Origin of the sequence: Paenibacillus sp. Soil787 (genome assembly GCF_001429545.1) — a bacterium.
Lineage (GTDB): Bacteria > Bacillota > Bacilli > Paenibacillales > NBRC-103111 > Paenibacillus_E.
The window spans coordinates 144,106-169,052 of record NZ_LMSP01000006.1 but is presented as its reverse complement, the minus strand read 5'-3'; the positions used below and the strand labels follow the sequence as shown (position 1 = coordinate 169,052).

22 protein-coding genes are annotated in these 24,947 nt (G+C 47.8%); 21 read left to right on the top strand and 1 reads right to left on the bottom strand.

The genetic code is table 11. The features are described from left to right. Nucleotides 1-368: 368 nt before the first annotated feature. The 4 genes from ASG93_RS09360 to helD are packed head-to-tail and all read left to right on the top strand — an operon-like array spanning nucleotide 369 to nucleotide 5,262. Nucleotides 369-1,145 (top strand): ABC transporter permease, encoded by a 777-nt coding sequence (locus tag ASG93_RS09360; RefSeq protein ID WP_056831124.1) that lies wholly within the window; start codon nucleotides 369-371, stop codon nucleotides 1,143-1,145. Continuing rightward, complete coding sequence (locus ASG93_RS09355; protein ID WP_200984468.1) at nucleotides 1,142-1,933, top strand: ABC transporter permease; 792 nt, start codon at nucleotides 1,142-1,144, stop codon at nucleotides 1,931-1,933. Before ASG93_RS09360 ends, ASG93_RS09355 begins: the two co-directional genes overlap by 4 nt. Before the next feature lie 35 nt (nucleotides 1,934-1,968). After that, complete coding sequence (locus ASG93_RS09350; protein WP_056831122.1) at nucleotides 1,969-2,940, top strand: ATP-binding cassette domain-containing protein; 972 nt, start codon at nucleotides 1,969-1,971, stop codon at nucleotides 2,938-2,940. 21 nt (nucleotides 2,941-2,961) lie between these two features. After that, on the top strand, nucleotides 2,962-5,262 hold the full coding sequence (gene helD / locus ASG93_RS09345; protein ID WP_056831120.1) for an RNA polymerase recycling motor HelD: 2,301 nt from the start codon (nucleotides 2,962-2,964) through the stop codon (nucleotides 5,260-5,262). Nucleotides 5,263-5,493: 231 nt separating this feature from the next. On the opposite strand, the gene bluB is transcribed toward helD, so the two are convergent. Then, nucleotides 5,494-6,141, bottom strand: coding sequence for a 5,6-dimethylbenzimidazole synthase (bluB, locus tag ASG93_RS09340; protein WP_056831117.1), 648 nt, complete (start codon nucleotides 6,139-6,141; stop codon nucleotides 5,494-5,496). Between the two features lie 205 nt (nucleotides 6,142-6,346). On the opposite strand from bluB, the gene ASG93_RS09335 reads away from it, so the two are divergent. The 17 genes from ASG93_RS09335 to ASG93_RS09250 all read left to right on the top strand — a co-directional run bounded on the left by ASG93_RS09335 (nucleotide 6,347) and on the right by ASG93_RS09250 (nucleotide 24,875). Further along, nucleotides 6,347-7,438, top strand: a complete 1,092-nt coding sequence (locus ASG93_RS09335; RefSeq protein WP_056831116.1) for an endospore germination permease — start codon at nucleotides 6,347-6,349, stop codon at nucleotides 7,436-7,438. Beyond that, nucleotides 7,438-8,889 carry a spore germination protein gene (locus ASG93_RS09330; RefSeq protein WP_056831113.1) on the top strand — a complete coding sequence of 484 codons (1,452 nt, stop codon included), beginning with the start codon at nucleotides 7,438-7,440 and terminating at the stop codon, nucleotides 8,887-8,889. Before ASG93_RS09335 ends, ASG93_RS09330 begins: the two co-directional genes overlap by 1 nt. Then, complete coding sequence (locus ASG93_RS09325) at nucleotides 8,886-10,049, top strand: Ger(x)C family spore germination protein (RefSeq protein ID WP_056831111.1); 1,164 nt, start codon at nucleotides 8,886-8,888, stop codon at nucleotides 10,047-10,049. Before ASG93_RS09330 ends, ASG93_RS09325 begins: the two co-directional genes overlap by 4 nt. Nucleotides 10,050-10,250: 201 nt before the next feature. After that, nucleotides 10,251-11,183, top strand: a complete 933-nt coding sequence (locus tag ASG93_RS09320; protein WP_056831109.1) for a hypothetical protein — start codon at nucleotides 10,251-10,253, stop codon at nucleotides 11,181-11,183. A 66-nt stretch (nucleotides 11,184-11,249) separates the two neighbouring features. Then, entirely contained in the window at nucleotides 11,250-11,987 is a 738-nt protein-coding gene (locus ASG93_RS09315) for an ABC transporter ATP-binding protein (protein ID WP_056831188.1), read from the top strand. After that, nucleotides 11,980-12,729, top strand: a complete 750-nt coding sequence (locus ASG93_RS09310; RefSeq protein WP_056831107.1) for an ABC transporter permease subunit — start codon at nucleotides 11,980-11,982, stop codon at nucleotides 12,727-12,729. Before ASG93_RS09315 ends, ASG93_RS09310 begins: the two co-directional genes overlap by 8 nt. A gap of 5 nt (nucleotides 12,730-12,734) precedes the next feature. Next, nucleotides 12,735-14,210 (top strand): sensor histidine kinase, encoded by a 1,476-nt coding sequence (locus ASG93_RS09305; protein ID WP_056831105.1) that lies wholly within the window; start codon nucleotides 12,735-12,737, stop codon nucleotides 14,208-14,210. Next, nucleotides 14,207-14,896 carry a response regulator transcription factor gene (locus tag ASG93_RS09300; RefSeq protein ID WP_056831103.1) on the top strand — a complete coding sequence of 230 codons (690 nt, stop codon included), beginning with the start codon at nucleotides 14,207-14,209 and terminating at the stop codon, nucleotides 14,894-14,896. Before ASG93_RS09305 ends, ASG93_RS09300 begins: the two co-directional genes overlap by 4 nt. A 313-nt stretch (nucleotides 14,897-15,209) precedes the next feature. After that, entirely contained in the window at nucleotides 15,210-15,893 is a 684-nt protein-coding gene (locus ASG93_RS09295) for an MgtC/SapB family protein (protein ID WP_414858853.1), read from the top strand. A gap of 112 nt (nucleotides 15,894-16,005) precedes the next feature. Continuing rightward, the gene (locus ASG93_RS09290; RefSeq protein WP_056831101.1) at nucleotides 16,006-16,890 is read left to right on the top strand and encodes a TrmB family transcriptional regulator; all 885 of its coding nucleotides are present in this window, start codon (nucleotides 16,006-16,008) and stop codon (nucleotides 16,888-16,890) included. After that, entirely contained in the window at nucleotides 16,887-17,558 is a 672-nt protein-coding gene (locus tag ASG93_RS09285; protein WP_056831099.1) for an HD domain-containing protein, read from the top strand. The genes ASG93_RS09290 and ASG93_RS09285 overlap by 4 nt, the downstream gene beginning before the upstream one ends. A gap of 353 nt (nucleotides 17,559-17,911) precedes the next feature. Next, a complete protein-coding gene (locus tag ASG93_RS09275) occupies nucleotides 17,912-19,165 on the top strand; it encodes a DUF445 domain-containing protein (protein WP_056831094.1) in 1,254 nt (417 codons plus the stop codon). Between the two features lie 40 nt (nucleotides 19,166-19,205). After that, nucleotides 19,206-20,045 carry an ABC transporter ATP-binding protein gene (locus tag ASG93_RS09270; RefSeq protein WP_056831184.1) on the top strand — a complete coding sequence of 280 codons (840 nt, stop codon included), beginning with the start codon at nucleotides 19,206-19,208 and terminating at the stop codon, nucleotides 20,043-20,045. Then, on the top strand, nucleotides 19,978-20,742 hold the full coding sequence (locus ASG93_RS09265; protein WP_056831092.1) for an ABC transporter permease: 765 nt from the start codon (nucleotides 19,978-19,980) through the stop codon (nucleotides 20,740-20,742). Before ASG93_RS09270 ends, ASG93_RS09265 begins: the two co-directional genes overlap by 68 nt. A 16-nt stretch (nucleotides 20,743-20,758) precedes the next feature. Further along, on the top strand, nucleotides 20,759-21,784 hold the full coding sequence (locus tag ASG93_RS09260; protein WP_056831090.1) for an ABC transporter substrate-binding protein: 1,026 nt from the start codon (nucleotides 20,759-20,761) through the stop codon (nucleotides 21,782-21,784). Nucleotides 21,785-22,100: 316 nt separating this feature from the next. Next, nucleotides 22,101-23,060: an ABC transporter permease gene (locus tag ASG93_RS09255; protein WP_056831088.1), complete on the top strand. Its 960-nt coding sequence runs from the start codon at nucleotides 22,101-22,103 to the stop codon at nucleotides 23,058-23,060. Between the two features lie 84 nt (nucleotides 23,061-23,144). Then, nucleotides 23,145-24,875, top strand: coding sequence for an extracellular solute-binding protein (locus ASG93_RS09250; RefSeq protein ID WP_056831086.1), 1,731 nt, complete (start codon nucleotides 23,145-23,147; stop codon nucleotides 24,873-24,875). Nucleotides 24,876-24,947: the final 72 nt, after the last annotated feature.

The window sequence follows — 24,947 nt, the reverse complement described above, 5'->3', positions numbered from 1 at the left end:
GGAGAGAGAGTGCATGCAAGAGAGGAGGCTGTCTATTAACGATGAAAAACATGCTTAAGTAAGCGAAATCAGGGTTGATTCGCATGTGAAGTGAGCTGAGAAGATGTTTTTCATCGTTACGTGGCGGGAAAAGAGAGGCAGCAGCTTTTTAATGATGTAAAACATCCTTAAGTAAGCGAAATCGGGGCTGATTCGCATGTGAACTGAGCTGAAAGTATGTTTTTCATCGATACGTGGTGGCACCATCTGCGATTAAAAAAAAACATTGCCATGGTTAGGGGATTTTTGGTAATATAAACTTCCGTCTCTACGCGGCGGCTGCAAAAAAAGCTAGTTGATAAGGATCAAAACAGCTCAGGAGGTGTTTTATGCTTTTCGCGGTTTTGGCGCGCAAGGCGTATGCGAGGAATTTGCAGTATCGCGGTTCGCATCTGCTGCACAATGCAGTGAGTGCGGTGTTTGGCTTCATTTATGCTAGCATCTGGACCGGCTTGGGGAGCGATTCGTCACTCGGTGAATACGGTGCGAAAGGGATTGTAGGTTATATTGCTTTTAACCAAGCGATCCTTTGGATTACGCAGTTCACGACGAATGGACTCGGGCTCGAGCAATCGGTCCGCACCGGGCAAATCGCGGTCGATCTCATGCGGCCGGTACACTTATTCTATCAGGCGATGAGCCGGGAATGGGGCCAGGTATTTTATCAGTTTCTTTATAAATTTATCCCGATTTATACCCTCTACTACTTCATTTTCTCCTTACAGCTTCCACATCACGCTTCGGTTTATGGCTGGACAGCGATAGCACTTGTCCTGGCGGCATATATCTCCATTTGCACGAATTATTTGATAGGCGTTGCAGCTTTGTGGACCACAGAGTCACGTTGGTTTTATTGGGTCAATTATTCCTTCAGTACGTTGCTCTCCGGCTTTTTCATTCCTCTAGAATGGTTGCCAGGTTGGCTCCGCACGATTAGCTTTTACACACCATATCCCTATCTACTTTATTACCCAACTCGTATCTACATGCAGCTAGAACAAGGAACTGTTGTGCTCGGCGCTCTTCTATGGGGCATCGGGTTTACTTGTGTCTGTCTGGCGGTTACGAAGGGGGTACGCAGAAAGCTGGAGGTGCAGGGCGGATGATGTCAGTAAGGCTCTATATGCTGCTGATCAAGGCGAGCTTGCGCAGCCGAATGCAGTATAAGTTTAATTTCTTTTTTTCGACCGTGATGGCGTCCTTTGTACATATCTCAGAATTTCTGATGGTGGCGCTAGTGATGATGCGTTTTGGCAATATCAAAGGCTGGACACTCTATGAGGTGTGTTATCTGTACGGGGTTATGATGATATCCAAAGCGATTTATCGCACGCTGGCTTCCGATGTGCATCATCTAGAGAAATATCTCGTTTCCGGTGATCTGGATGCGCTTCTCACACGGCCTGTACCGGTGCTGCTAGCGCTGATGACGCAAAATTCACGTCTATTATTTGCCGAAGCAGGGCAAGGCATCATCTTACTTTTTATCTCTATGAAAGCTTTAATGGCTACTGGACAAATCGAATGGTCAGCCGTTCCTTTAACGGTGTTAATTATCATAACAGGTGCTATTATTTTATTCGCCATTGGTTTAGCGACAGCGGCTGCCGGATTCTGGCTGACTCGGATCGAATCCCTGCAAAATATGACCGAAGACGCTTCCCAAACCGCGGCGCGCTATCCGCTAACCTTGTATCCGAAGTGGCTGCAAGGTGCGCTATTGGTGCTCGTTCCGGTAGGATTCGTCAATTACATACCTACTTTATATTTGCTGAGACATCAAGGCGGCATAGGGATGCTGCTAGGAACTATTGCAGTTTCATTCGCCGCGCTCTGGTTGGCCATGCGCTTCTGGAAGCTAGGACTATCTCGCTATCAAAGCACAGGAAGTTAATCTGCAGCTTTATACAAGGAGGGATCACAAGAAACATGATAACCGTAACGAATTTGCGCAAAACCTTTCAAACTCCGCTAGTCAAAGAAGGCAGGTTCTCTGGTATTCGAACTTTGTTCTCAAGAGCCTATAAAGAGAAGGAAGCGGTACGCGATGTAAGCTTCGAGATTGAAACTGGCGAGTTCGTCGGGTATATTGGACCTAATGGAGCGGGGAAGTCGACGACGATCAAAATGCTCACCGGCATTCTTCACCCAACCTCCGGCGAGGTGCTGATTCACGGTTATAGTCCTCAGAAGCATCGAAGACGAGTCGTAAGGCAGCTTGGCGTTGTATTCGGTCAGCGCAGTCAGCTGTGGTGGGATCTGCCGGTTAAGGATTCCTATGAAATTCTTACTGCGATGTATCGGGTAGAGGAAAGCACCGCCCGCCGCAGATTAGGCGAATTGACTGAGCTTCTTGAACTGAAGGAGCTGATGGACACGCCTGTCCGGAAGCTGTCTCTTGGTCAGCGGATGCGCGCCGATTTGGCGGCTTCTATGCTGCATGATCCGGATATTTTGTTTCTGGATGAGCCGACCATTGGGTTGGATGTTGTCGCCAAGCGGAACATTCGCGGCTTTCTTCAGACATTAAATCGAGATTTCGGCAAGACGATTCTGCTGACTACGCATGATATGGATGATATCGAGCAATTGTGTAAACGAGTCATCGTGATCAACCATGGGCAAATCGGCTACGACGGCTCGATCGATGAGCTGCGGGACCGTATTGGCTTACCAACGATGATGAAGGTCACTTATCGAGGTGAAATCCAAGTTCCTGCTAACTGGGAGCTTCCGTTTCGCGTGGTGGAGCAAGAAGCGAATTGTCTCACGATTGCTTGCAACCGCCAGGAGCTGAAGGCGATGGAAGTGCTGCGAATCGTCAGCAGCTGGGGCGATATGGATGACGTACACATGGAAGAGCCTGAGTTTGAAGAGGTGATCCACGGTGTATATAAATAGAAAGAAGTGGAGTGAGACCGTATGCCTATAGAGAACGAAGAGCGGGAGAGGGAAACGCAGCGCGTTGCCTCTGTACGTACTAATATACAGCAGCGAATAGAAGAGCTGCGCCAAACGGTGGATGAACGCCGGTCGGAAGCGACAGCGATTGGCCGCAGCTTCTGGGATGATATCTCGGTCAATGCGGATAATGCGGATGATTTGATTGAGACGGCAGCAAGTATGGCCCAGCAGGAGCACGTGCTGCAGGGCCAAGAACGCAGCTATCGCTTGGCACAGGATGCCCTGCGCAAGCTGCAGCGAGTCGTCGATGCGCCGTATTTCAGCCGCATTGATTTCAAGGAACGCGGTGAGCAGGAGCGCGAGAAGATTTACATCGGATTGACGTCCTTCATCGATGCCAAAACAGATGAAATTCTTATCTATGACTGGCGTGCGCCCATAGCCAGCCTGTTCTATGACTACCCGCCGGGTCCGGCGACGTATCGGACACCGGAGATGGATGTCAGCGGCGAGCTGATGCTCAAGCGCCAGTACATCATCAAGGCCGGCGTGCTGCAGGACGTGTTCGATACGGGGATCTCCATCGGTGACGAGATGCTTCAGATGATGCTGAGCCGCAGCGCCGACGAGAAGATGCACAGTATCGTCACGACGATCCAGCGCGAGCAGAACCAGATTATCCGCGATGATCGGCACAAGGTGCTCGTCGTGCAGGGGGCGGCCGGCAGCGGCAAAACCTCCGTCGCGCTGCAGCGCATCGCGTATCTGCTTTACAAATATCGGACGACGCTAAGCGCCGACAATATGATTTTATTTTCGCCGAACTCCCTGTTCAGCGACTACGTCTCTCACGTACTGCCGGAGCTTGGCGAAGCTACCATGCAGCAGACGACGTTCCAAGACTATTTAACACATAAATTAAGCGACACGGGTTTGACGTTGGAAGATCCTTACGATCAATTGGAGTTCATCCTTACGGGAACAGATCAAAATCCCGCTTACGCAGCGCGGCTGCAAAGCATTCATTACAAAACGTCCGCTGCATTTCTCAGTGTCATTGAGGCCTATGGAGAGAAGCTGAAAAATAGTGGAATCCGCTTCCAAGATTTATCGGTAGGCAAGAAAGTGTTGATTACCGCCGATGAGCTTAGCGAACGGTTTTACAGCAAATCCTCCATTCTTGCTCTGGGCGAACGGATGGAGCAATTATCGGAGTGGATGCTGGAGAAGCTGGATGAGTTTCAAGCGGATGTGCAGAAGAGGTTTTATCGTAAAATGGTGCGGGAGCCGAAATATGTGGGCACCGAGCCAGAAATGAAAAAGATGAGCAAGGTCAAAGCGTATAAAGCGATAGCTCCTCTTAAGGAGAAGGCGCGGAAGCTCGCTTATGTGGACGTGCTCGGGATGTATCAAGATCTTTATACAAATAGTGAGCTGCATCAAGAGCTCATGCACGATGAGGGGCAGCGCTTACCCGCTGCTTGGGATACGATCAGCGCTTTTACAGCTGACGCGCTTGCTAGGGGAATGCTGCATTACGAAGATGCGACACCACTTGTCTATTTGAAAGGCCTTGTTGAGGGCCAACTGCGCGTAGGTACCATCCGTTATTGTCTCGTGGATGAGGCGCAGGATTACTCGCCGTTTCACTATGCGTACTTGAAGAAGCTGTTTCCGCGTGCTCGGTTTACTCTGCTCGGGGACTGGAATCAAGGGATCTTCACGCACGCAAATGCGAGCAGCAGTACGGAGAGCGAGGGGCAAACGAGCGAGTACAGCTCCATTAGCGAGCTGATGAAGGAAGACGAGACGGAGACGATCCGCCTCGTCAAGAGCTACCGCTCGACGCGCGAGATCGTCGATTTCGCTAGTCGCGTGCTGCCTGGCGGCGAGCCGATCGAGCCGTTCAGCCGCAGCGGCGAGGCGCCGCGTGTGCTGCGCGCGGCGGACGATGGCCGCCTCAGCCGCCTCGTGGCTGAGGCGGCAATAGCCAGACGCGACGGCGGCGCAAGCTCCGTCGCGATCATTTGCAAGACCGAGCGCGAGACGCGCCGCGCGCACGCTAGCCTGAAGCCGCTGCTGCCCGGACTCGCGCGGATCACCAAAGAGACGCTGCACTATGAGGCAGGCGTCATGATCCTGCCGGCGTACCTCGCCAAAGGGCTCGAGTTCGACGCGGTAATTCTCTACGATGCCGGGGCGGCTGTCTACGCGGAAGCGAAGGAACGCAAGCTGTTTTACACCGCTTGTACCCGTGCCCTTCATCACCTAGACGTGTTCTATCTAGGTGAATTGACACCTTTTCTCCTGAACAAATAGTTATTCGTCCATACACATCTGCCCCGCCCGACATAAGATATGTCGAGCAACAACAAAGAAAAGGGTTAGCGGGCAGAAGGGAGGAATAACCATGTCAGGCGTTGGATATTCTAACACAGCTGTTGTATTGGTACTGTACATTCTGTTGGTCATCATTCTTGCAACATTCTAATCTATAAATAGGATGCACGAAGCCGCCCTCCGATAAATAGGAGGGCGGCTTTCTTGTTGTCAACTTTTTACCTGTCCCCAAGTCTCGCTGAAAATCAGATTAGTCAGGCTCCTGCGTTTTTCCCAATTGGCTGTCTCCAAAATGGGCTTCTCTGGATAATTTTCTGTAAATCCGATAGATAGCAAAGCTGCCGGATCAATATGAGGAGGTATCCCCAGGATATCTCGCACATCATTTTTCTTATAGAAGCTTACCCAGCCCATGGCTAATCCCTCTGCGCATGCCGCTAACCACATGTTTTGAATTGCACAGGCAACAGACATGATATCGGTTTCTGGTATAGAATTTCTTCCTAGCACATGAGAACCGCCGCGTGTTGGGTCACAAGTAACACAAATCGTAATAGGGGCCTGCTTGATGCCCTCGATTTTGAGATTTAGAAACTCGTCTTGGCGTGTATCTTCGTAATGAATGGCCAAAGCACGTCTCTCTTTATCTGCCGCCCAAGCCAAACGCTCTTTTATTTTATCCGTAGAAATTAATATAAAATTCCAAGGCTGCATGAATCCCACGGAAGGACCATGATGCGCTGCATTTAGCAATTTCATTATCGTTTCTTCCGGGATAGGATCTGATAAAAATGTTCGTACATCTCTTCTGGTATAAATGCTCTTATACAAGCCTTCCTTTTCTTCTTCTGTAAACATTCCTTTTACCTCACCCCTTCATCAAGCTCCCATACTATGTAATTATGCATTAAATTTACACCCTCTCTTCTTTTTTTGCAATCGATGGAATACCTAATTTCGCTATGCGTCTAAATCCAATTTGTCGCACCGCATAAATCCACATGAATAGGAAATCTTAACCTATAAAATGTTTCCACCTACTACCAATGCGGGAGAATAGCTTATGTCTGGAACCAAAAAAATTACCGCGCTTCAATTATATTTTATCTTAATCCTCTCCATTGGCATTACGAACCATGTCTTATTAATTCCGGTATTGCTGCATTTCGGTAAGCGTGATTCCTGGTTCGGCGCAGCGGTCTCCCTGATTCCTTTGCTTATATGGGTATGTCTGCTGTATATCGTTGTTAAACGTACGAAACAGCAGTATATGATGGAGTGGATCAAACGGAAATTCGGGAAAGTGACTGTTTTTCCATTCAAACTAGGTCTCATTGCTATTTGTTTTGTAAATGCCATTATAACTATAAAAGATATGGTGACATGGACACATGTGACCTATTTACCTCGGACACCGCCTTTCATGATCAGTCTTCTGTTTATAGTCTTTTGCTTCTTCGCAGCGAGATCAGGGTTGCGAGCGATTGCGATCACCGCAGGTATTCTACTGCCGGCTGTCGTTCTTCTTGGGTATTTTGTAATGGGAACTAATTTCCAGTATAAAGACTACAGTTTGCTTATACCTTTATTTACACATGGTTATGGACCTACACTTACATCCATCATGCTTACTTGCGGCGCCTCCTTCGAGCTGCTAGCTATCGTATTCCTCCAGCATCATGTCGATACGCGCATCCGTCTGTCGGCTTTATTAATTCTTGCGGCATGTGTGATCGGACTTACCATCGGACCGTTAACGGGCTGCATTGCCATATTTGGCCCCTTTGAAGCCGCTGATTTAAGATATCCAGCTTTTGAACAATGGCGTATGGTTACTTTGGGGAAATATATTTCCCATTTGGATTTCTTATCTATTTTTCAATGGATATCAGGGGCTTGTGTCCGGACGTCGATGCTCATGTTTCTTAGCGTGGATGTGATTGGTATCCAAAAGAAGCGCACACGGACCCTAACTCTGCTAGGGATTAGCTTGTTGTTCCTAGTGGTGAGCATGTACCCAATTACAGACAACCAGATGGTGCATATGCTTCAAAATAGATATTATCCCATTATGTTTGGAATAGGCTTAGGCTTGCTGCTAGTCTTACTTGTGATGTCTATCCTGCCGGGGAAACGAAAGGAGAAGAATGCCTAATGAATGAGCAAGATTTACGAGATTGGTTTGCATTGTCAGATGATGTCATCGTGAAATCTTACCGATTATCGGAAGCTCATCCGAAGGGGCGAGTGCTGCTCATGTACTGTGAAGGTATGATCAATATGGATCATATCGAGAATCTTGTACTGCCTAAACTTGAAGGTCTATTCAAAAATCAAGTTGATGTTAACGCCTCTAAGCTAGATGTGAATACGATGCTTCAATTGCATGAAATTACGGGTACGGATGCCTTAGAGTCGATGACGATTTCTTTGTATGCTGGATCGCTTATCTTGTTTTTTGAAGAGACGCAATTACTGTATGCACTGGATATTGCTGCGCCGCCCAACCGATCACCAGAGGAATCAAGTACGGAGACATCCATCAAAGGTCCAAGAGATGCGTTCACAGAAAGCGTCATTATGAATATCGCGCTGGTTCGTAAACGCTTGCTGACGCGCAGTCTTTGCTGTGAAAAAATGCAAATCGGGACGAGAAGCAACACCTCTGTTGCTCTTCTCTATATAGACGATGTAATAAATGCTAATGTACTCCAGGAAGCAAAGCAGCGGCTTCAAGCTATTAACGTTGATGCCCTGATTAGCAGCTCTCAATTAGAGGAAGTTTTATGTGGAAGCAAGTATCCGTTATTTCCCCTTTTGAATTATGCGGGAAGACCCGATTTTGTTGCGGACAGCCTGCTGCGAGGAAGATTCGCGATCATGGTCGATGGTTCCCCTATGGTTCTTATTGCGCCAGCGAATCTGATGTATATATTAAAATCTCCCGAAGATGTGCACACCCCCTACTATTATGTAGCATTCGAACGTATCTTACGTTTGGGCGGGTTGGTCGTTTCAGCCTTATTGCCTGGTTTTTGGATTTCACTTTCTGCTTTTAATCTGGATCAAATCCCGTATCCTTTAGTAGCCACCATCTCAACTTCCAGACTGGGATTACCCTTATCAGGACCGATGGATTTTATCATCATGCTGCTGCTGTTCGAATTGTTCCGTGAAGCGGGAGCACGGCTGCCTAAGGTGGTAGGACAAACCGTTACTGTTGTCGGTGGGCTAATTGTTGGGGATGCCGCGATACGCGCGGGAATCACGAGTCCTACAACATTAGTAGTAACCTCCATTTCCACGATATCGATGTACACCTTAGTGAATCAATCACTTGCGGGAACGATTACGGTGCTGCGGATCATGATTTTGATGGTTTCCACGATTTTCGGAATTTACGGTTTTATGGTATCCCTCATGGGGCTCATTTTATATTTATCTACATTAGAATCATTCGGTGTTCCTTACTTATCTCCCATGTCGCCGCCTCAGTTCAGAGATATCATTCCTTCCTTACTGGCCAAGCCGTGGAGCAAAATAAAGCGAAGACCGAAGGCATTGAATACGAAGGATGACACACGCCAAGGCGAGGAATCCTCATGATAACGAAAGGTTTAGGACGACTAGCCATCGGAATACTGCTTCTGGTTAGTCAATCAGGCTGTTGGGATATGAAGACAATCCAAGATACGAATTATATTACAGCGATGGGCTTTGATTATCAAAAAGGGCGCTATATTGTGTATTGTCAAATGTTAGACTTCTCTACCGTGGCTAAACAGGAGGGTGGTAAATCAGGATCACCACCTATGATTTGGGTTGGACAAGAGGAGGGAGACACGGCTAATGCGGCTTTCGCCCGTTTGTACAGAACCATACAGCAGCGAGCCTTTTGGGGGCATGTGGGTGCTTATGTTTTTACAAGAGAGGCTCTAAAGCAAGGTGTAGGTAATTTTACGGACAGTTCAGTACGCTATGGGGAAACAAGGTTTACCCCATGGGTTTATAGTACCGATGAGCCGATAGAGACGATTTTTTCGGTCATTCCTTTTTTCAATGTCTCTCCTTTGGCCTCTATTCTTCTGCAACCTGAAGAAAGTTACCATCAACGAGCTTATATTCGTCCGCTCAAATTGTACAGGTTTTCTGCTCTAACTAGAGAACCTGGGAACACGGTGATGATGCCCACTTTAGCTATTCGTAAGGATGTGTGGGTGAAAAATGAGAAACCAGATCCTAAATTAGAAGTAAGCGGTGTCTATGCGATTGCTAAACAAAATCATGTGGAATGGCTGTCAGAGGAGGAGTTCAAAGGTGCGCGTTGGTTAGAGAAGACCACTGCCCGTACACCTCTGGTCGTTTATATAAACGGGAAGGCTAAACTATCTGTTACTATACAGAAGCCTAAGGCCCGCATTACCCCTCGAATGAAAGGTGATCAACCCTTATTCGATATTCATATCGAAGCCAAGGCAGTCGTTGCCGAATTGTTAGAGAACATTGATGAAGATACGCTGCAAAAACAGATCGTCAAACAAATCGCTGAGGAGATCGAGCAAACCTGCAAGGTGGGGAAGAGCCATGATACGGATATCTATCAGCTCGAGCATGTGTTATATAAGCAAGCTTTTCCGGAGTGGTCTAAGCTTACAACTAACGGAGAGAAACCGCTCGAGGATTATCAATTAGGGGATATAAAAGTAGATATCCACCTAACCCATTCCGGGATGCTTAAGATGAGAGAAAAAGAGCAGCAGTATTAGTCATTGACCCATAAAAAGAAGCCTTCATCCGTAGATTTTGCGGTTTTGGAGGCTTTTTTTAATAAAAATTTAAGAATTGTTTTAGGCAAGGTTTATAGGTGATTTAGAGGCAGTTAATGCAGAGGGGATAAGATGAATACATGGAAGCGAAGAATGCATCCAAATTAGATAAAGCGTATGAATACGCGGAGGAAATAAGATATGAATAAGAAGTTAGCAATGTTGGGATTAGGCGTTGCGGTGGGCAGCATGATGCTAGTGACCTCAGTATATGCAGGTGTGGGAGACGCTCCCGGGTATGAAACATTCAAATCGGCATTCAAGAAAACAGCGGCAGTGGAGAATGTGACTCGCCAGGTGAACGTATCTCTACAAGACAATGGAGCTTCATTACTCAATGTGAAATCAACGATCAAGAGCACTGGCGTCGATCACGCGGGCAGCGCAGTAGTCACAGTGAATAGCGGGACGGATGAGCAAACCATTCACTTCTACAGCCAAGATGGGAAGCAGATTGTAAAAACCGAGGATTCCGAGGTGTATAAAGTGCTGGAAGGTGAAGGCATGCCGGGCAAGTTCAAAGGACATGACCAAGTAGGCCATACACCTGACCCGCAAGTGATTAGCGAAGTGGAGAATGTGGTCGATGCATTGGTTGGAAACCTTAAGAACTATGTAACCATGAGTGAAGCACCTGGTAACGTGAAGGACATTCACTTCAAACTATCCGGAAGTCAGATTTCACCTGTTGTGAACACGATTGGCTCGCTGGTAATTAAACACGGCACTGTAGAGAACAGTCACCGTCCAATTCCGGCTAAAGCGGATACCCTTGGTGTAGATGTAACAACACTCAAGAACAGCCTGCCTCAGCTTGTAACGGACATCAAAATGGATGAGGTTGAAATGAACGCTAGCGTGGACGCGGATAACCACATTACGAATCAAACGGCACAAATTCATATTTCCGGTAAAGATGCTCAAGGTGCAGCGCATGATGTGGTCTTGAGCGTGGATATGACACTATCTAGTCTGAACTCGACAACGCCGGATACGATTGATTTGACCGGAAAACAAGTGGAAAATGTGAAGTTTGACGAGAATTCCCACAAAAACTGGGGAGAGAAACATTAATAGAAAGACTAGAGGAGGATTCAACGATCGTTGACCTCCTCATTCATTCTGAAAGGCGGCCCGTTCATGAAACCGGTAGTAGAAATTAAGAATCTCACGAAAATTTACAAAAATTCGCGCGGCATCCATCAAGTGAATATGACGGTGCAGCAAGGCGATATCTATGGCTTCTTCGGACCCAATGGCGCCGGTAAAACATCGGTCATGAAGATCATGACTGGTTTAACAAAAGCGCAGCAAGGCGAAGTAAAGCTGTTCGGTCATGATGTGTCTACGCAATATGAGCAGGCAATGGCCAAGGTTGGCGTGCTGATTGAAACAGCGGAAGCTTACACCTATATGAGCGGCAAGCGGAATCTGGAGCTGGCGGCGCGCTTTTATCCTGGGATCGGCAAGCAGCGAGTGGACGAAGTGCTGGAGATCGTCGGACTCACCCCTTTTCAGCACGAAAAGGTTGCGGGCTACTCACTGGGCATGAAGCAGCGGCTCGGACTGGCGGCAGCGATGCTGTCGAAGCCTGAACTGCTTATTCTCGATGAACCGACCAATGGGCTCGATATTGAAGGGATGGTTCATATTCGGGAAATCATTATGTACTTAGCGCGTGAAGAGCGAATTACCTTCCTCATCTCCAGCCATCTCATTCATGAAATGGAACTGATGTGCAATCGTATGGGCATCATTCATCAAGGACGGCTTGTTCGTGAGGGACTCATCTCTGAATTAGCCAAAGACAGCGCGACGCTGGAAGAAGCATACCTGCGCGAAATCAAGGAAGTCAGGAGGCTCACGGCCCATGCATAGCTTAACCGCCAACGTTTGGAACGAAACGATCAAACTCGCATCGAAGAAGAAAACCATTTTCTTCTTAGTTGTTACGCTGCTTCTTCCGGTCATTGCAGGCTTATTGCTTGCGCGCTTTCAAAGCGGCATCGGCATCGGTGCCATAGCATCGGGTGATTTCCCTATTGTCATGCTCGGATTGTTTACAAGTATATTCTTGCCTTTGTTCGTGTTCATGGGAGCCGCGGATGTATTCGCTGGTGAAATGGGTGAACGCACGATGAAGAATACGCTCACTCGGCCCATCACTCGGTTTAAAGTTTTCGCATCTAAGCAAATTGCACTGGGTGTGTACATTGCGCTGTATTTAATCGCAGCCTTGCTGGCTTCGATCCTGTCTGCTTTATTTTTCCAACATTTCGGAGGCGGTCGTACAGTCATTACGTGGTTTCTCGCCTATGGCTCGGCATTCGTTCCTCTGCTTGTGCTCAGTATTGCAGCCGTGTTTCTTGCGCAGTTTTTCTCCAGCAGCAGCTCCGCATTGACCGTGAGCATTCTTCTTTATTTGGCGTTTAAAGTAGCCGCTTTTTTCATACCGCAAATTGCAACTTACTCACCAACAGCCTACACAGATTGGCATATGCTCTGGATTGGAAGTTCGATGGCAGTTGGCAAAATGAGCAGTATCTTTATGTTTTTGATGGCGTGTAGTATATTATTTTTTACAGCAGGATTTTATTTGTTTGATAAAAAGGAGATTTGATCCGGATGTCGATTCGTTTACGGCTGGTACTTTCCTATATAGCTATGCTGCTTGTACCACTAGTGCTCTCCGTGCTAGCCGTGATCTTAATCAGCGTCGCAACGTTTGGGAATCTGAAGTCCGTCTTTCAGGTCGATTTCTCCCAAGGCAATCCGATCAAACGTGTTGTCGATCAAGAGCTGGAAAATGTCGCTTATATGAAAGCGAAGACGGATACGGAACCGGATGTTTTTCTGGATCCCGCATTCGTGAAAGATCTGGAGGCCAAATTCCACAAAATTAATATGGGTATCATCATCCGGAAGGATAAAGAGATTACGTACGTTTCACCGTATATTAAGCAGGGTGAGGCTGAGGATACCTCCAAGCTGCCTTCATTTGGCACATCATCCGGGCAATTTCAGCGTAATCAAGGTTCCCTGTGGATAACTAGGCAGCAGGATTTTTTATTTTCAGATCATAGTAAAGGCTCTGTCTTCGTTTTTCTGGATGGCGGTCCCTTTCAAAAGTATCTTCACCAATTTTCCAAATCCGTCATTGTGACGTTCATTCTCATTCTCGTATTGACGAATGGTGTACTGACATACTTCGTTTCTCGCAGTATTATTAGGCCTCTAAGAGCGCTTAAACGTGCGGCGGAGGAAATCAAGGAAGGCAATCTCGACTTTGAGATTGTACCTCATTCCGATGATGAAATTGGTGAGCTTAGTACGGCATTTGAAGAAATGCGTCGTAAGCTCAAGAAATCCGTGGAAGTTCAGCTTCAATATGAAGAGAACCGCAAGGAGCTTATTTCGAATATTTCCCACGATCTCAAGACGCCGGTTACGGCCATTAAAGGATATGTCGAGGGGATTATGGACGGTGTATCGAATTCCCCAGACAAGCTGGATCGGTACATTCGAACCATCTATAATAAAGCAGCTGATATGGACCGGCTCATTGATGAACTATTTCTGTTCTCCAAGCTGGATTTGGGCAAAGTACCCTTTCAATTCGAGAAGGTTGATCTCGGACAATACGTGTTGGATTGCGCGCAGGAATTGCAGTTCGATATGGAGAAAAAAGGGGTTCAGTTCGCGCTCACCGAGCTGCCGAAGTCACCGCTGTATGTGACAGCAGATCGTGACAAGCTCAGACGCGTACTGCTCAATATTATCGAAAATGCGATAAAATATAGTGAAGAAGGCAAATGTCACATTACCTTAACGTTGAGAGAGATAGACGGCTATGCCGTCATTCAAATAAAAGATAGAGGTCAAGGCATATCGGAAGAGTCGCTTCCTCATATTTTTGATCGGTTTTACCGGGCAGATCCTTCACGTAACACAGCTACCGGAGGAAGCGGGCTTGGACTGGCGATAGCCAAACAAATTATGGAAGAGCACGGCGGGAGAATCAGCGCAACCAGCATCATTGGACGGGGAACGACCGTGTACATGGCATTACCGCTTAGTCAGCAGGGGGAGAGCGAAGGATGAGTCGAATCTTAATTATTGAAGACGAGCAAAGTATTGCCGAGCTGGAGCGGGATTATTTGGAGATCAGCGGCTACGAAGTCGATATCGAAAATAGCGGGGACAAGGGGCTGGAGCGAGCCCTCTCCACGGAGTATGATCTCATTATTCTCGACCTGATGCTGCCGAAGGTGGATGGCTTCGAAATCTGCCGCCGTATTCGCAGTGAGAAGGACATTCCCATCGTAATGGTTTCCGCTAAAAAGGAAGACATCGATAAAATCCGCGGCCTCGGCCTCGGCGCTGACGATTACATGATCAAGCCCTTCAGCCCCAGCGAGCTGGTGGCCAGAGTCAAAGCCCATCTAGCCCGCTACGAACGGCTGATGGGACGGCGCGAAACGCGGAATGATGAAGTCCGCATCCGCGGCTTGATGATTGATAAAACCGCGCGCCGTGTTTTTGTAAACGAGAAAGAAGTCGTCTTCACGACGAAAGAATTCGATCTGCTCACCCATCTCGCGATGAATCCGAATCGGGTGTACAGCAAAGAGCAGCTTTTTGACCTCCTATGGGGAATGGACGCCATGGGAGAAATCGCGACAGTGACCGTTCATATCCGCAAGCTGCGCGAGAAAATCGAGCTAGATCCGTCCAACCCGCAATACATTGAGACGATCTGGGGAGCGGGATATCGGTTTCGGATTTAACGGGAAAGCCTGGGAAGAGTGTGGCAAAGAAGCCCAAGAAGAGTGTGTTCTCTTCTTGGGCTTTTTTGTTTTCAAGGTACTGTTTTTCGGGAGAGGGAACGAGGATGCTCTATTTTCTTACTTCTGCCTCTAAAAGTCTAATTTTGCTCAAATAGAGGATTCACGTTCCGCTAATTTGAATTTCAGCGTGTTTTTCCAATAATAGAGGATTGTTGTTCCTCTTAAATACAAATTGAACTTAAAATAGTTATTACACTATATAAATGTTAAGATATTGTAAATGTAATTTACTTAGAGGAGAAAACTTACAATGATGCTATCCGTGGATGTAAACATTTTAATGAGACTAGGGATTTCTGCAATTTTCGGATTAATTATTGGCTTAGAACGTGAAATCAGGAATAAACCACTTGGTCTGAAGACCTCACTAGTCATTTGCTTGAGCAGTTGTTTGTTGACGATAGTTTCTATTGAATCAGCCAATAAATATGCGGTTGTGGGACTGCATGTTATGGATCCTATGCGGCTTGCTGCGCAAGTAGTCAGCGGGATTGGATTCCTAGGGGCAGGGGTGATTCTTCGCAAGCACAATGATGTTATTGTTGGATTAACGACGGCTGCGATGATCTGGGGAGCGGCTGGACTTGGCATCGCGGTTGGAGCGGGTTTCTATGTGGAAGCTTTTTTTGGACTCGTATTAATTATGATTAGTGTCGTCATTTTACCTTACTTTATAAAAAAAATGGGCCCAAGACCCCTGATTATGAAAGACCTGCGCGTTAGGCTCGTCGTCTCCCATGACGGCAATTTAACGACAATCATCAAAGCGATCATTGCCAAAGGCTACAAAATGAAAAGCGTACACATCAAAGAGCTGAATAAGGAGCAGCAAGAGCTGCATTTCATCGTTTACATTGATCGGAAATATGCTTCAGAAGTGTATGATGAGTTGAAAAGTATGGATTATATTGAGATTGCGGAAGTTGAGACTTTGTAGGAGTGGAGTAGAAATTAGATCGGAAAGCAGAACTCTATACAACTTGAAGGATAAAATCATGATACAATATTGATCATGAAATCATAACGGGTTGATGAAAAGGGGAGCTGGCATGGAGGACGTTCATCTGCATTTAAAAAATCTGGGCTTCACGGACCTAGAAGCCAAGTGCCTTCACGTGCTTGCCGTGAGCGGCACGCAGACGGGCTACGAAATCGCCAAGCAGCTTAGCGTTTCGCGCTCGAATGTCTACTCCGCGCTGCAGAAACTCGCGGAGAAGGGAGCCGTGCTCACTAGTCATGGTGAGCCGACGCAATATCAGAGCGTGCCGATCGAAGAGATCGGCGAGCGGATTGAAGCGGAGCTGCAAGCCTCGATCCGCTACGTGAAAGCGCATATGCCGAAGCAGGATGCGCACCGCTCGGAGTACTTCAGCTTGGAGGGAGACGAGAAGGTCACCCGGCGTATACGAACTGAGCTGAAAAAGGCGAAGGAAGAGGCGCTCTGTGACCTGTGGCCGGAAGAAGCGAAGCTGCTGAAGGAGGATCTTCGGCTGGTGCCCGCGCAAGGCGTGCGCTTGTTGGTTTCAACGACCGGCGAAGTGGTTCTGCCGGACGGGGTTCATCAGTTCCCGCACGGGCGCGAGGTGCATTGGCCGGAGCGCAATGGGCGGAAGTTTACGCTGCTGATTGACCGTAAGCTGGCGATTATTGGTACGCGAGGCGGCGATGAGCCGACGCTGGCGATGTTGACGGAGCATCCAGCGATGGTGGAGCTGCTGCTGAACAATTTTTTCCGTGATGTGGTGATCCATGAGCTGCAGCAGGATATGGGCGCAAAGCTGGAAGATAAATACGGCAAGAATTTCAAGAAGATTATACAGAAGTACACCGGGGTGAAGGAGATGGATCCACAACCGGCGGGTGTAGGGAAGTCGTTGGAAGGCAAACCTAGTGAAGGCAAGTCTGCCGAGGGAAAAAGGAGAAAGAAGAAATGACGCAGCCTGACGCGCAACAAACGAAAATAGAGGGAATTCTACTCGCAGCGGAAGCGCTCGTGAAGGAGAAGCTGGAGCGCGATAGCAGCGGCCACGACTGGTGGCACATTTATCGCGTCGTGCAGACGACGAAGCGCATTGCTGCCCAGGAGGGCGCGGACAGCTTCGTCTGCGAGCTTGCGGCGCTGCTTCACGACGTCGTCGATGAGAAGCTGAACGCCGATCCAGCCGCTGCGCAGCGCGAGCTGGAGGCGTGGCTCGCTGCCAGCGGCACGCCGGCGGAGCAAGTGCAGCACGTGCTGGAGATCATCAGCACGATGTCGTTCAAGGGCGGCGCGCGTCCACCGATTCGCACGCTCGAAGGCCAGGTCGTGCAGGATGCCGACCGGTTGGATGCGATAGGCGCGGTAGGCATCTCGCGCGTATTCGCATATTCGGGCTGGAAAGGCCGCCCGATTCACGATCCTACCGTCATGGCGCGTGAGCATATAACGGAGGAGGAGTATCGCGCTGGGAATGACACCGCGATTAATCACTTCTACGAGAAGCTCCTCAAATTGAAGGAGCTTATGAACACAGCCTACGCCCGCCAGCTGGCAGAGGAGCGGCACCGCTTCATGGAGCAGTACCTCGAACAGTTTTATGCGGAGTGGAAAGGCGAGCGATAGTAAACGAAAAAGAGCCAATTACGGCTCTTTTTTTGGTGAGATTGGGCTGATCTTTTCGCGGTTGTTGAGGGGAAGTGTTGCACATTGTACAACTTCGGAGTGGATATCCTCGCTTTCAAGGACACATTGTTGTATAAAGTACAACTTCGCTTCACTTTGATTAGCTCCATTCTGTTGGGTCCAAATATCTTTAGGCATGATCTTGTATTCCTGCCAGAGTGTTATCGTACCATTTATTACGCATCCACGATGCGCATGCAACAAAAAAAGCTGCAAGATCAGTTTTCGTCGTATTTTGTGATAAAATAGAAGGAATGAATAATTAACTTCGAGTAGAAAGAGATGTTATGACAATGAAAAAAGAAGCAAAGTATATAGCGACGGTTTCCTTAGGGGTCATGGGAGCAGGCTTTCTGGCCACGCTGCCCGCACCGGTTTCTTCAACAATTTGGGGAACCTTTTTGCAAGGTGGTTTTGAGGCCGGCGTTGTAGGGGGCTTGGCTGACTGGTTTGCGGTTAGTGCCCTGTTCCGTCACCCTCTTGGGATTCCGATTCCGCATACGGCCCTATTGCCGAATAATCGTGAGAAGATCACGAAAGCGCTCGTTTCGACGGTTGAAAATGAACTGCTTTCCAAAGAAACCATTCGTGTCCGTTTGCAGCAAATTCGTTTTTTGGAACGTGGACTTGAATTGGCGGAAAGCCAATTGGACAATGTGTCGCTTCACAAAGGTCTCTCGACATTTGCCAAACAAGCTATTAACGCGATTGATCTGGACAAATTGACGCCGCTTTTAGCCGAGGAAATTCATAAAGCACTCCAAGACGTAGATACGAGTCGACTCGTTCGTACGATTGTAGACAGCATTGTCGATGGTGGTTATGACAGCAAAACATTTGATTTTGTTATCGATAAAGTGGAAGCATGGGCTGTTAAGACGGATACGCGCGATCAACTGGGCGCTATGGCGCTCAAAGCGTTCGAGGGTCTGCAGTCGAATGGTTTCATGGCATTTGCCGTGAATGCGTTCATTGGTATGGTGAATGAAGAGAAGATTGGCGGCATTATCCAAAACTTCGTTCTTTCCTACATCGAGCAGATGCGAATGAAGAATCATCCGCGCAGGGAAGCGGTTCTTACCTTTATCCGAAATGAGCTGAACAAGCTTGAGCGGAATCCGCAGCTTTTGGCTGAGCTGGAAGGTTTGAAGGCGAAGCTGCCGGGCCTATTTGATCTCGATGAGAAATTATCGGGGCTGTTGGAGCGGTTGAAGGCGAAGGCAGAGGATTTCGTGGATCAGCCCGATTTTGTGCCTCAGTATGTGGTTCCGGTGGTTCGTAAAATGCTAATTTCGGTGAAGGAAAACGAGGATATGCTGCAGCGCGGAGAGATCTGGATTCAAGAGAAAATCGCTGCTTATTTGGAGCAAAATCACAGCAAAATCGGTTTACTCGTCAAAGAAAATCTGGATAAGCTGACGAACGAAAAGCTGACCCAGTTGATGGAAGATAAGCTCGGCAATGATTTGCAGTGGATTCGTGTCAACGGTGCGATATGCGGGTTCATCATCGGACTTGGCTTGGCAGGGTTGAAAATGCTGTTTTAGGTGAAAAACGACGGGAGAAGCCCGAGTGGAGGTAGGCATTTTGATCGAGATTAAAGGAGTTAGCAAGACGTTTGTTCAGCGATTAGGCGGCAGCTATCAGGCGCTGGATAATATCACTTTAACGATTGAAAAGGGGGAGTTCGTCTCCCTGCTGGGTCCGTCCGGATGCGGGAAATCGACCGTGCTGAATTTGGTTGCAGGCTTCGATACGCAGAGTGATGGCCTTATTCAGGTGAATGGGAAAAAGGTGACCGGCGCTGGAGCGGACCGTGTCGTCGTGTTCCAGGAGCATGGTCTATTCCCTTGGTTGACGGTGCTCGATAATGTAGCCTTCGGTCTCAAGCAGAAGGGTATTGGTAAAAAGGAGCGTTACGAGCTGGCGATGGAACAGATCAAGGCTGTGCATCTCAGCCGTTTTACGGATCGTTATCCGCATGAGCTTTCGGGCGGGATGAAGCAGCGGGCCGCAATCGCCCGGGCGCTTGCCATGGACCCAGAGATTTTGCTAATGGACGAGCCGTTCGCTGCTTTGGATGAGCAAACGCGCCTTATTTTGCATAAAGAACTGGAAGAAATCTGGATGCGTACGCGCAAAACGATTCTCTTCATTACCCATAACATTCGTGAAGCCGTGATCCTCTCGGATCGTGTATTCGTGATGTCCACGCGTCCCGGGACCATTAAGAAGGAGTTCGCCGTGAAAGCGGCGAGACCACGGGATAGCGCAGATACCGTACTCCATCATGTGGAGAATTCGATCATGGACGCGCTGGCAGACGAGCTGGAGAAAGTGGTAAGGGAGGAGACTGGCGATGAGTACAGCATCAAGAAGAACGATTTTTCTGGTACTGCTTCTGATAGCTTGGGAGGCGGGATTTAGATTATTCGGATGGGGCTGGAAGTTCCCTTCGCCCACCCAAACCTTGCAAGCCTTCTATGATGGGTTAGTGCATGGAGAACTGCTCCAGGCAACATTTTCGAGTATGGTGAGGTTGCTGGTTTCCTTTGCTTTGTCTTTGCTGATCGGTACAACTCTGGGGTTCCTATTCGCACGCTACCGGATGCTGGATGATACGCTTGGATTTCTGGTGGTTTCTTTGCAGACCATTCCGAGTATTGCTTGGCTGCCTTTTGCTATTATTTGGTTCGGTCTTAACGAATCTTCGGTTATTTTCATTACGACACTCGGAGCAACCTGGACGATGGCATTGGCTAGCCGTACTGGGATCAAAAACATCCCCCCTATTTATTTGCGCGCCGCGCAGACGATGGGAACGGGCAATGGGTTTAATCTATTCGTACAGGTGATGATTCCAGCCGCTTTCCCGCATTTGATCAATGGTGTTCGTACGGCTTGGGCATTCGCATGGCGCGCGCTTGTTGCCGGTGAGCTTATTGCCAAAGGGGCTGGGCTTGGCCAGCTATTACAGGACGGAAGAAATCTTGGCGATACATCACTGATGCTGTGTATTGTCATTATTATCGCGGTACTGGGCACGGTATCTGATCACTTCTGCTTTAAGAAACTCGAAGATAAAGTGCTAGAGCGATATGGCCTCGCTGGCTCGAAGTCTTGAGCAGGGGGCGGGTCGTATGAGAAAACGTAGATGGCTGCTGATGCTGCTTCTGATCGTGGTTATAATGATGAGTGCGTGTAGTGAGAAGCTGACGCCTACAGGTAAAGCTCAAGTGGTACGAGTCGGCGTATTCAAAAATGTCACACATGCCGCAGCCTACATCGCGCTGGAGAAAGGCTATTTCGCCCGGGAATGGGGCAGCGAAGTTAAGATTGAGGTTACAGCCTTCGATAACGGCTCAGACCTATCTATCGCGATGGCGACAGGAGATATCGATGTTGGATTCGTTGGTCCTGGGCCCGCGACTACCTTCTTTTTGAAAAGTGGGAATTACCGGGTCGTATCCGGTTCGAATAATGGCGGAGCCGTATTAGTTGCGCGAAATGGCTCGGGAATTAACACCGTTAAAGATTTAGTGGATAAAACAATCGCGATTCCGTCCAAAGGAAACACGAACGAAATCTCGCTGCGCATGCTGCTGCAGCAAGAAGGGGTGAGCTTGGGCAGAGGTGCAGAGAGCGCGCACCTCATCGTGCGCTCCCCGTCGGATGCGCTGATCTCCTTCCGCCAGAAGGAGATCGATGCGACGCTCGTCCCCGAGCCATGGGGAACACAGATTGAGAAGGCCGGACTTGGCAAGGTCGTCGTCGACTGGAAGGCGATCCCGCCAAACAACGGCGATTATCCGACGGTCATCATGGTCGCGAGCGACAAGTTCATTGCGCGGCACCGGGATATGGTGAAAGGAGCGATCAAGGCGAATAGGGATGGCATCGCGTTCATCCAGAACAGTCCGGAGCAAGCCTATGATCTCATCAACAACCAGCTGAAGCAATACAGCGGTAAAGGGATGGACAAAGGCTTGATCAAAGCCTCGCTGAGCCGGTTGAAACTCACCACCGACGTTGACGTTAAGGTGATGGAGGAGATGGCGAAGGTGTCCATCGATGCTCGCTATATTAAGGGCATTAACAAAGAGGAGCTCAACCTTAGTAAATTCGTCGATTTGTCGATGCTGCAAGAAGTCAAGAACGGGAAGTAAAGAGAAGTGCCTGATTTCGTCCAAGTGCTGGATGAATCGGGCTCTATTTTTCTTTAAGGGCTGCAAGAATAAACGCGTTTTCCGCGCTTATTTGTTTTTACTGATCCCTCAGTTATTTACAGAAAATTAAGAATTTTAAATGAAATTTTGTATTGTCAAATGAAGGTAATGGATTTATACTAAAGGCAGATGTATATGGTAGCGATTTCAGAAAACGCTTACCAGACAATTATTCCACGGAATTTTCTTTATTCATGTGCAATATGGAATCGATACCAGATGAGTTTGCAGAAACCCATAGGAAGGTGGTCATAACATGGAAACGAATCTGCCGCAAGCTAAAGTTGGCGCTGCGGTGAAGAAGAAAAATGCTGATCTGGGGAAAAGAATACTACAGCACAAGCATTTATATCTCATGCTCCTTCCCTGTATTGTATTTTTCGTTATTTTTTCGTATATCCCGATGGGTGGACTCATGTTAGCCTTTAAGAATTACCAGTTTAACAAGGGAATCCTTGGCAGTCCTTGGGTGGGGTTAACGTATTTCAAAGCTTTTTTTAACGACTATCAAAGTGGAAAGTTGATTAAGAACACACTGATTATCAGCAGTATCAAAGTATTTCTGGGGCTGCCTTTTCCGATTCTGCTTGCTTTGATGTTCAATGAGGTCAGAAGCCGACGTTTTCGCGGAATCACACAGAGCATTTCCTATTTGCCGCATTTTCTTTCCTGGGTAATCGTCATTGGTCTTATGCAGCGGGTGCTTGCTCCCGAGACAGGGCTGCTGAACGAGGCGATCCGATTCTTCGGCGGAGACGGAAGCACTTTTTTCATGATGGAGAGCAAGTACTTTTATCCACTCATGTTCGGAAGCCATATTTGGCAAAGTATTGGATGGGATTCGATCATTTATTTGGCCGCTATTGCCAGCATAAATCCTGAGCTGCATGAAGCCGCCAAAATTGATGGCGCTAATAAATGGCATGAAATCTGGCATGTTACCTTGCCGGGCATACGGTTAACGATTTCTATCTTGTTTATTTTGTCGCTGGGCAGCATTCTGCAGGCCGGATTTGATCAAATTTATCTGATGAGAACACCCGGGAATATGGAGTTAGCCGATATTCTTGACACCTATATCATTCGTGTAGGCCTTCAAAATGGACAATACGGTTATGCGACGGCTGTTGGTTTAATGCAGGGTGTTATTGGACTGATTCTTGTTGTAACTGCCAATCGAGCTTCCAAAAAGTTTTTTGACGAATCAATATGGTAGCGTTACCATGATTTCCGCTTTTCAACTGTTGAAGGGCGCCTTCGGGTGTTATTCATAAAAATTGAAAGATAAGGGGAGTATTGTATGAGCAAAAGATGGGTCAAATGGGTAACCATGCCTTTGGCAGCAAGTTTACTGCTTGCCGGTTGTGAAAGTTCCAGTCAACCAGCAGGTGGAGGGGACAATGCGAGTTCAACGCCGTCAACCACAGCCAGCAGCGGCAAGCCCGCAACTTGGATTGCAGACCGAACCATCAAGGGGCTTCTGTTTATTGACAGCGATGATATAACGAAAGATATCAATCCGGAGATTGCCAAGAAGCTGAAAGAAATGACAGGGATTACGTTGCAAATGGAAGGTGTAAACTCGGAGCACGCGATTGACGGTCTGATTGCAGGGCTAGCTTCCAACGATTTGCCTGACTTCATCGTTTATTATCTCAATAACAGCGGACGCAAAGAAATGCCAGTCATCCTGAAAGCTGCCAAAGAAAACATGTTTACTGACCTGACTCCTCTTATCAAAGGTACAAAGATATATAGCAAATATCTGGATGATAAATATTTGCCGCTTGATACGAAGAACGGTGTTATGTTCCGTCCGGAATTTAACGGCTCCAGTTACTTTGTCCATATGAACGTTCAAAGAGAGGGTGGCTACGAAGAACGCAAGTATGTCGGAGGTCCTTTCATACGCAAAGATATTGCCGAAGCGTTGAAGGTGGATCCTCGAACGATTAAAACAACGGATCAAGTATATGAATTGGCCCAGAAGATCAAAGATGGCAATTTCAAAGATAAAAACGGAAAAGCCGTTACGCCTCTCGGACCTAGATACTGGGGCAATAGCAATCACGAGAATGGGCCCCTGTTTAATGATTTGACCTGGGGAGCGATTGATCAAGGCTTCGAAAAGAACAAGGAAGGTAAAATTGTTCACGAAAGCAAGACGGAATATCCGATGAAACGTATTGAGTTCGTTCAGAAGCTTTTGAAGGATAAACTAATGGCTCCTGATTATTACGCCATGCAGGAAAACAAAGCGACGGAAGGAGCTATTAACGGTTCATTTGGCATCATTGGCGATATGCACAGCTATTTGGATTTCAATAAAGATATGAGCTATCTTCCGCTTGGACCTATTAATTCTGTGGATGGAAGCTACCGGATGTCGGTTGACTATAAGAGCGGGTACATGGCTTGGTCAATTCCGAAAACAACAAAAAATCCGCAGGATGTCGTCAAATTCGCTGATTTCCTGGCCAGTCGTGAAGGCAAGCTGCTTTGGCAGTACGGTTTAGAGGGAAGAGATTATACGCTGGATGCCAAAGGCAATCCATTGGTCAAGAAAGAAGTGTTGGAGCTTCGGAGTAAAGATCCGAAAGCGGCCATGCAGCTTGGCTTTGAGGGAGCAGGGAATGGCTGGGGAAGCTATCTTGGCAGTACGGATATCAACAGGCTGGGTGATTTCGGCGAAATGCAGTATGGGGATGCTGTTTCACCCGAAGCCAATGCGACACCGCTGAAAATTGCCGAGTACTGGGGCTATGACGAGAAAAAGAAAAACGCAATCATCAACGACGGCTATCGTCCGCTTTCATTTATTGACGAGTTTGCAACAGGCAATGAATTAAAAACAGCATTAACGAACTACAATGAAAGCGTCATTCGCGCATTCTATGCCAAGAGCATGGATGAAGCGCAAAAAATTCTGGATGCATCGAAAAAGCAACTGCAGGCAGCTGGCTTGGACAAATTCGAAGAACTGCTTCAGAAGAAGGACAGCGATCCTAAAACGAAGGTTATTCTCAAATAAGGAATGGATGAGTAGGGAAGCGGGCGCTCCCCCCAGATCATGGCGGGAGCGCACTTCTTAGTACGGGGAGAG

Bases quoted from the DNA above. Each gene is read 5' to 3' on its own strand.
- ASG93_RS09360 (WP_056831124.1), top strand. From the start codon at position 369: ATGCTTTTCGCGGTTTTGGCGCGCAAGGCGTATGCGAGGAATTTGCAG.
- ASG93_RS09355 (WP_200984468.1), top strand. From the start codon at position 1,142: ATGATGTCAGTAAGGCTCTATATGCTGCTGATCAAGGCGAGCTTGCGC.
- ASG93_RS09350 (WP_056831122.1), top strand. From the start codon at position 1,969: ATGATAACCGTAACGAATTTGCGCAAAACCTTTCAAACTCCGCTAGTC.
- helD (WP_056831120.1), top strand. From the start codon at position 2,962: ATGCCTATAGAGAACGAAGAGCGGGAGAGGGAAACGCAGCGCGTTGCC.
- bluB (WP_056831117.1), bottom strand. From the start codon at position 6,141: ATGTTTACAGAAGAAGAAAAGGAAGGCTTGTATAAGAGCATTTATACC.
- ASG93_RS09335 (WP_056831116.1), top strand. From the start codon at position 6,347: ATGTCTGGAACCAAAAAAATTACCGCGCTTCAATTATATTTTATCTTA.
- ASG93_RS09330 (WP_056831113.1), top strand. From the start codon at position 7,438: ATGAATGAGCAAGATTTACGAGATTGGTTTGCATTGTCAGATGATGTC.
- ASG93_RS09325 (WP_056831111.1), top strand. From the start codon at position 8,886: ATGATAACGAAAGGTTTAGGACGACTAGCCATCGGAATACTGCTTCTG.
- ASG93_RS09320 (WP_056831109.1), top strand. From the start codon at position 10,251: ATGAATAAGAAGTTAGCAATGTTGGGATTAGGCGTTGCGGTGGGCAGC.
- ASG93_RS09315 (WP_056831188.1), top strand. From the start codon at position 11,250: ATGAAACCGGTAGTAGAAATTAAGAATCTCACGAAAATTTACAAAAAT.
- ASG93_RS09310 (WP_056831107.1), top strand. From the start codon at position 11,980: ATGCATAGCTTAACCGCCAACGTTTGGAACGAAACGATCAAACTCGCA.
- ASG93_RS09305 (WP_056831105.1), top strand. From the start codon at position 12,735: ATGTCGATTCGTTTACGGCTGGTACTTTCCTATATAGCTATGCTGCTT.
- ASG93_RS09300 (WP_056831103.1), top strand. From the start codon at position 14,207: ATGAGTCGAATCTTAATTATTGAAGACGAGCAAAGTATTGCCGAGCTG.
- ASG93_RS09295 (WP_414858853.1), top strand. From the start codon at position 15,210: ATGCTATCCGTGGATGTAAACATTTTAATGAGACTAGGGATTTCTGCA.
- ASG93_RS09290 (WP_056831101.1), top strand. From the start codon at position 16,006: ATGGAGGACGTTCATCTGCATTTAAAAAATCTGGGCTTCACGGACCTA.
- ASG93_RS09285 (WP_056831099.1), top strand. From the start codon at position 16,887: ATGACGCAGCCTGACGCGCAACAAACGAAAATAGAGGGAATTCTACTC.
- ASG93_RS09275 (WP_056831094.1), top strand. From the start codon at position 17,912: ATGAAAAAAGAAGCAAAGTATATAGCGACGGTTTCCTTAGGGGTCATG.
- ASG93_RS09265 (WP_056831092.1), top strand. From the start codon at position 19,978: ATGAGTACAGCATCAAGAAGAACGATTTTTCTGGTACTGCTTCTGATA.
- ASG93_RS09260 (WP_056831090.1), top strand. From the start codon at position 20,759: ATGAGAAAACGTAGATGGCTGCTGATGCTGCTTCTGATCGTGGTTATA.
- ASG93_RS09255 (WP_056831088.1), top strand. From the start codon at position 22,101: ATGGAAACGAATCTGCCGCAAGCTAAAGTTGGCGCTGCGGTGAAGAAG.
- ASG93_RS09250 (WP_056831086.1), top strand. From the start codon at position 23,145: ATGAGCAAAAGATGGGTCAAATGGGTAACCATGCCTTTGGCAGCAAGT.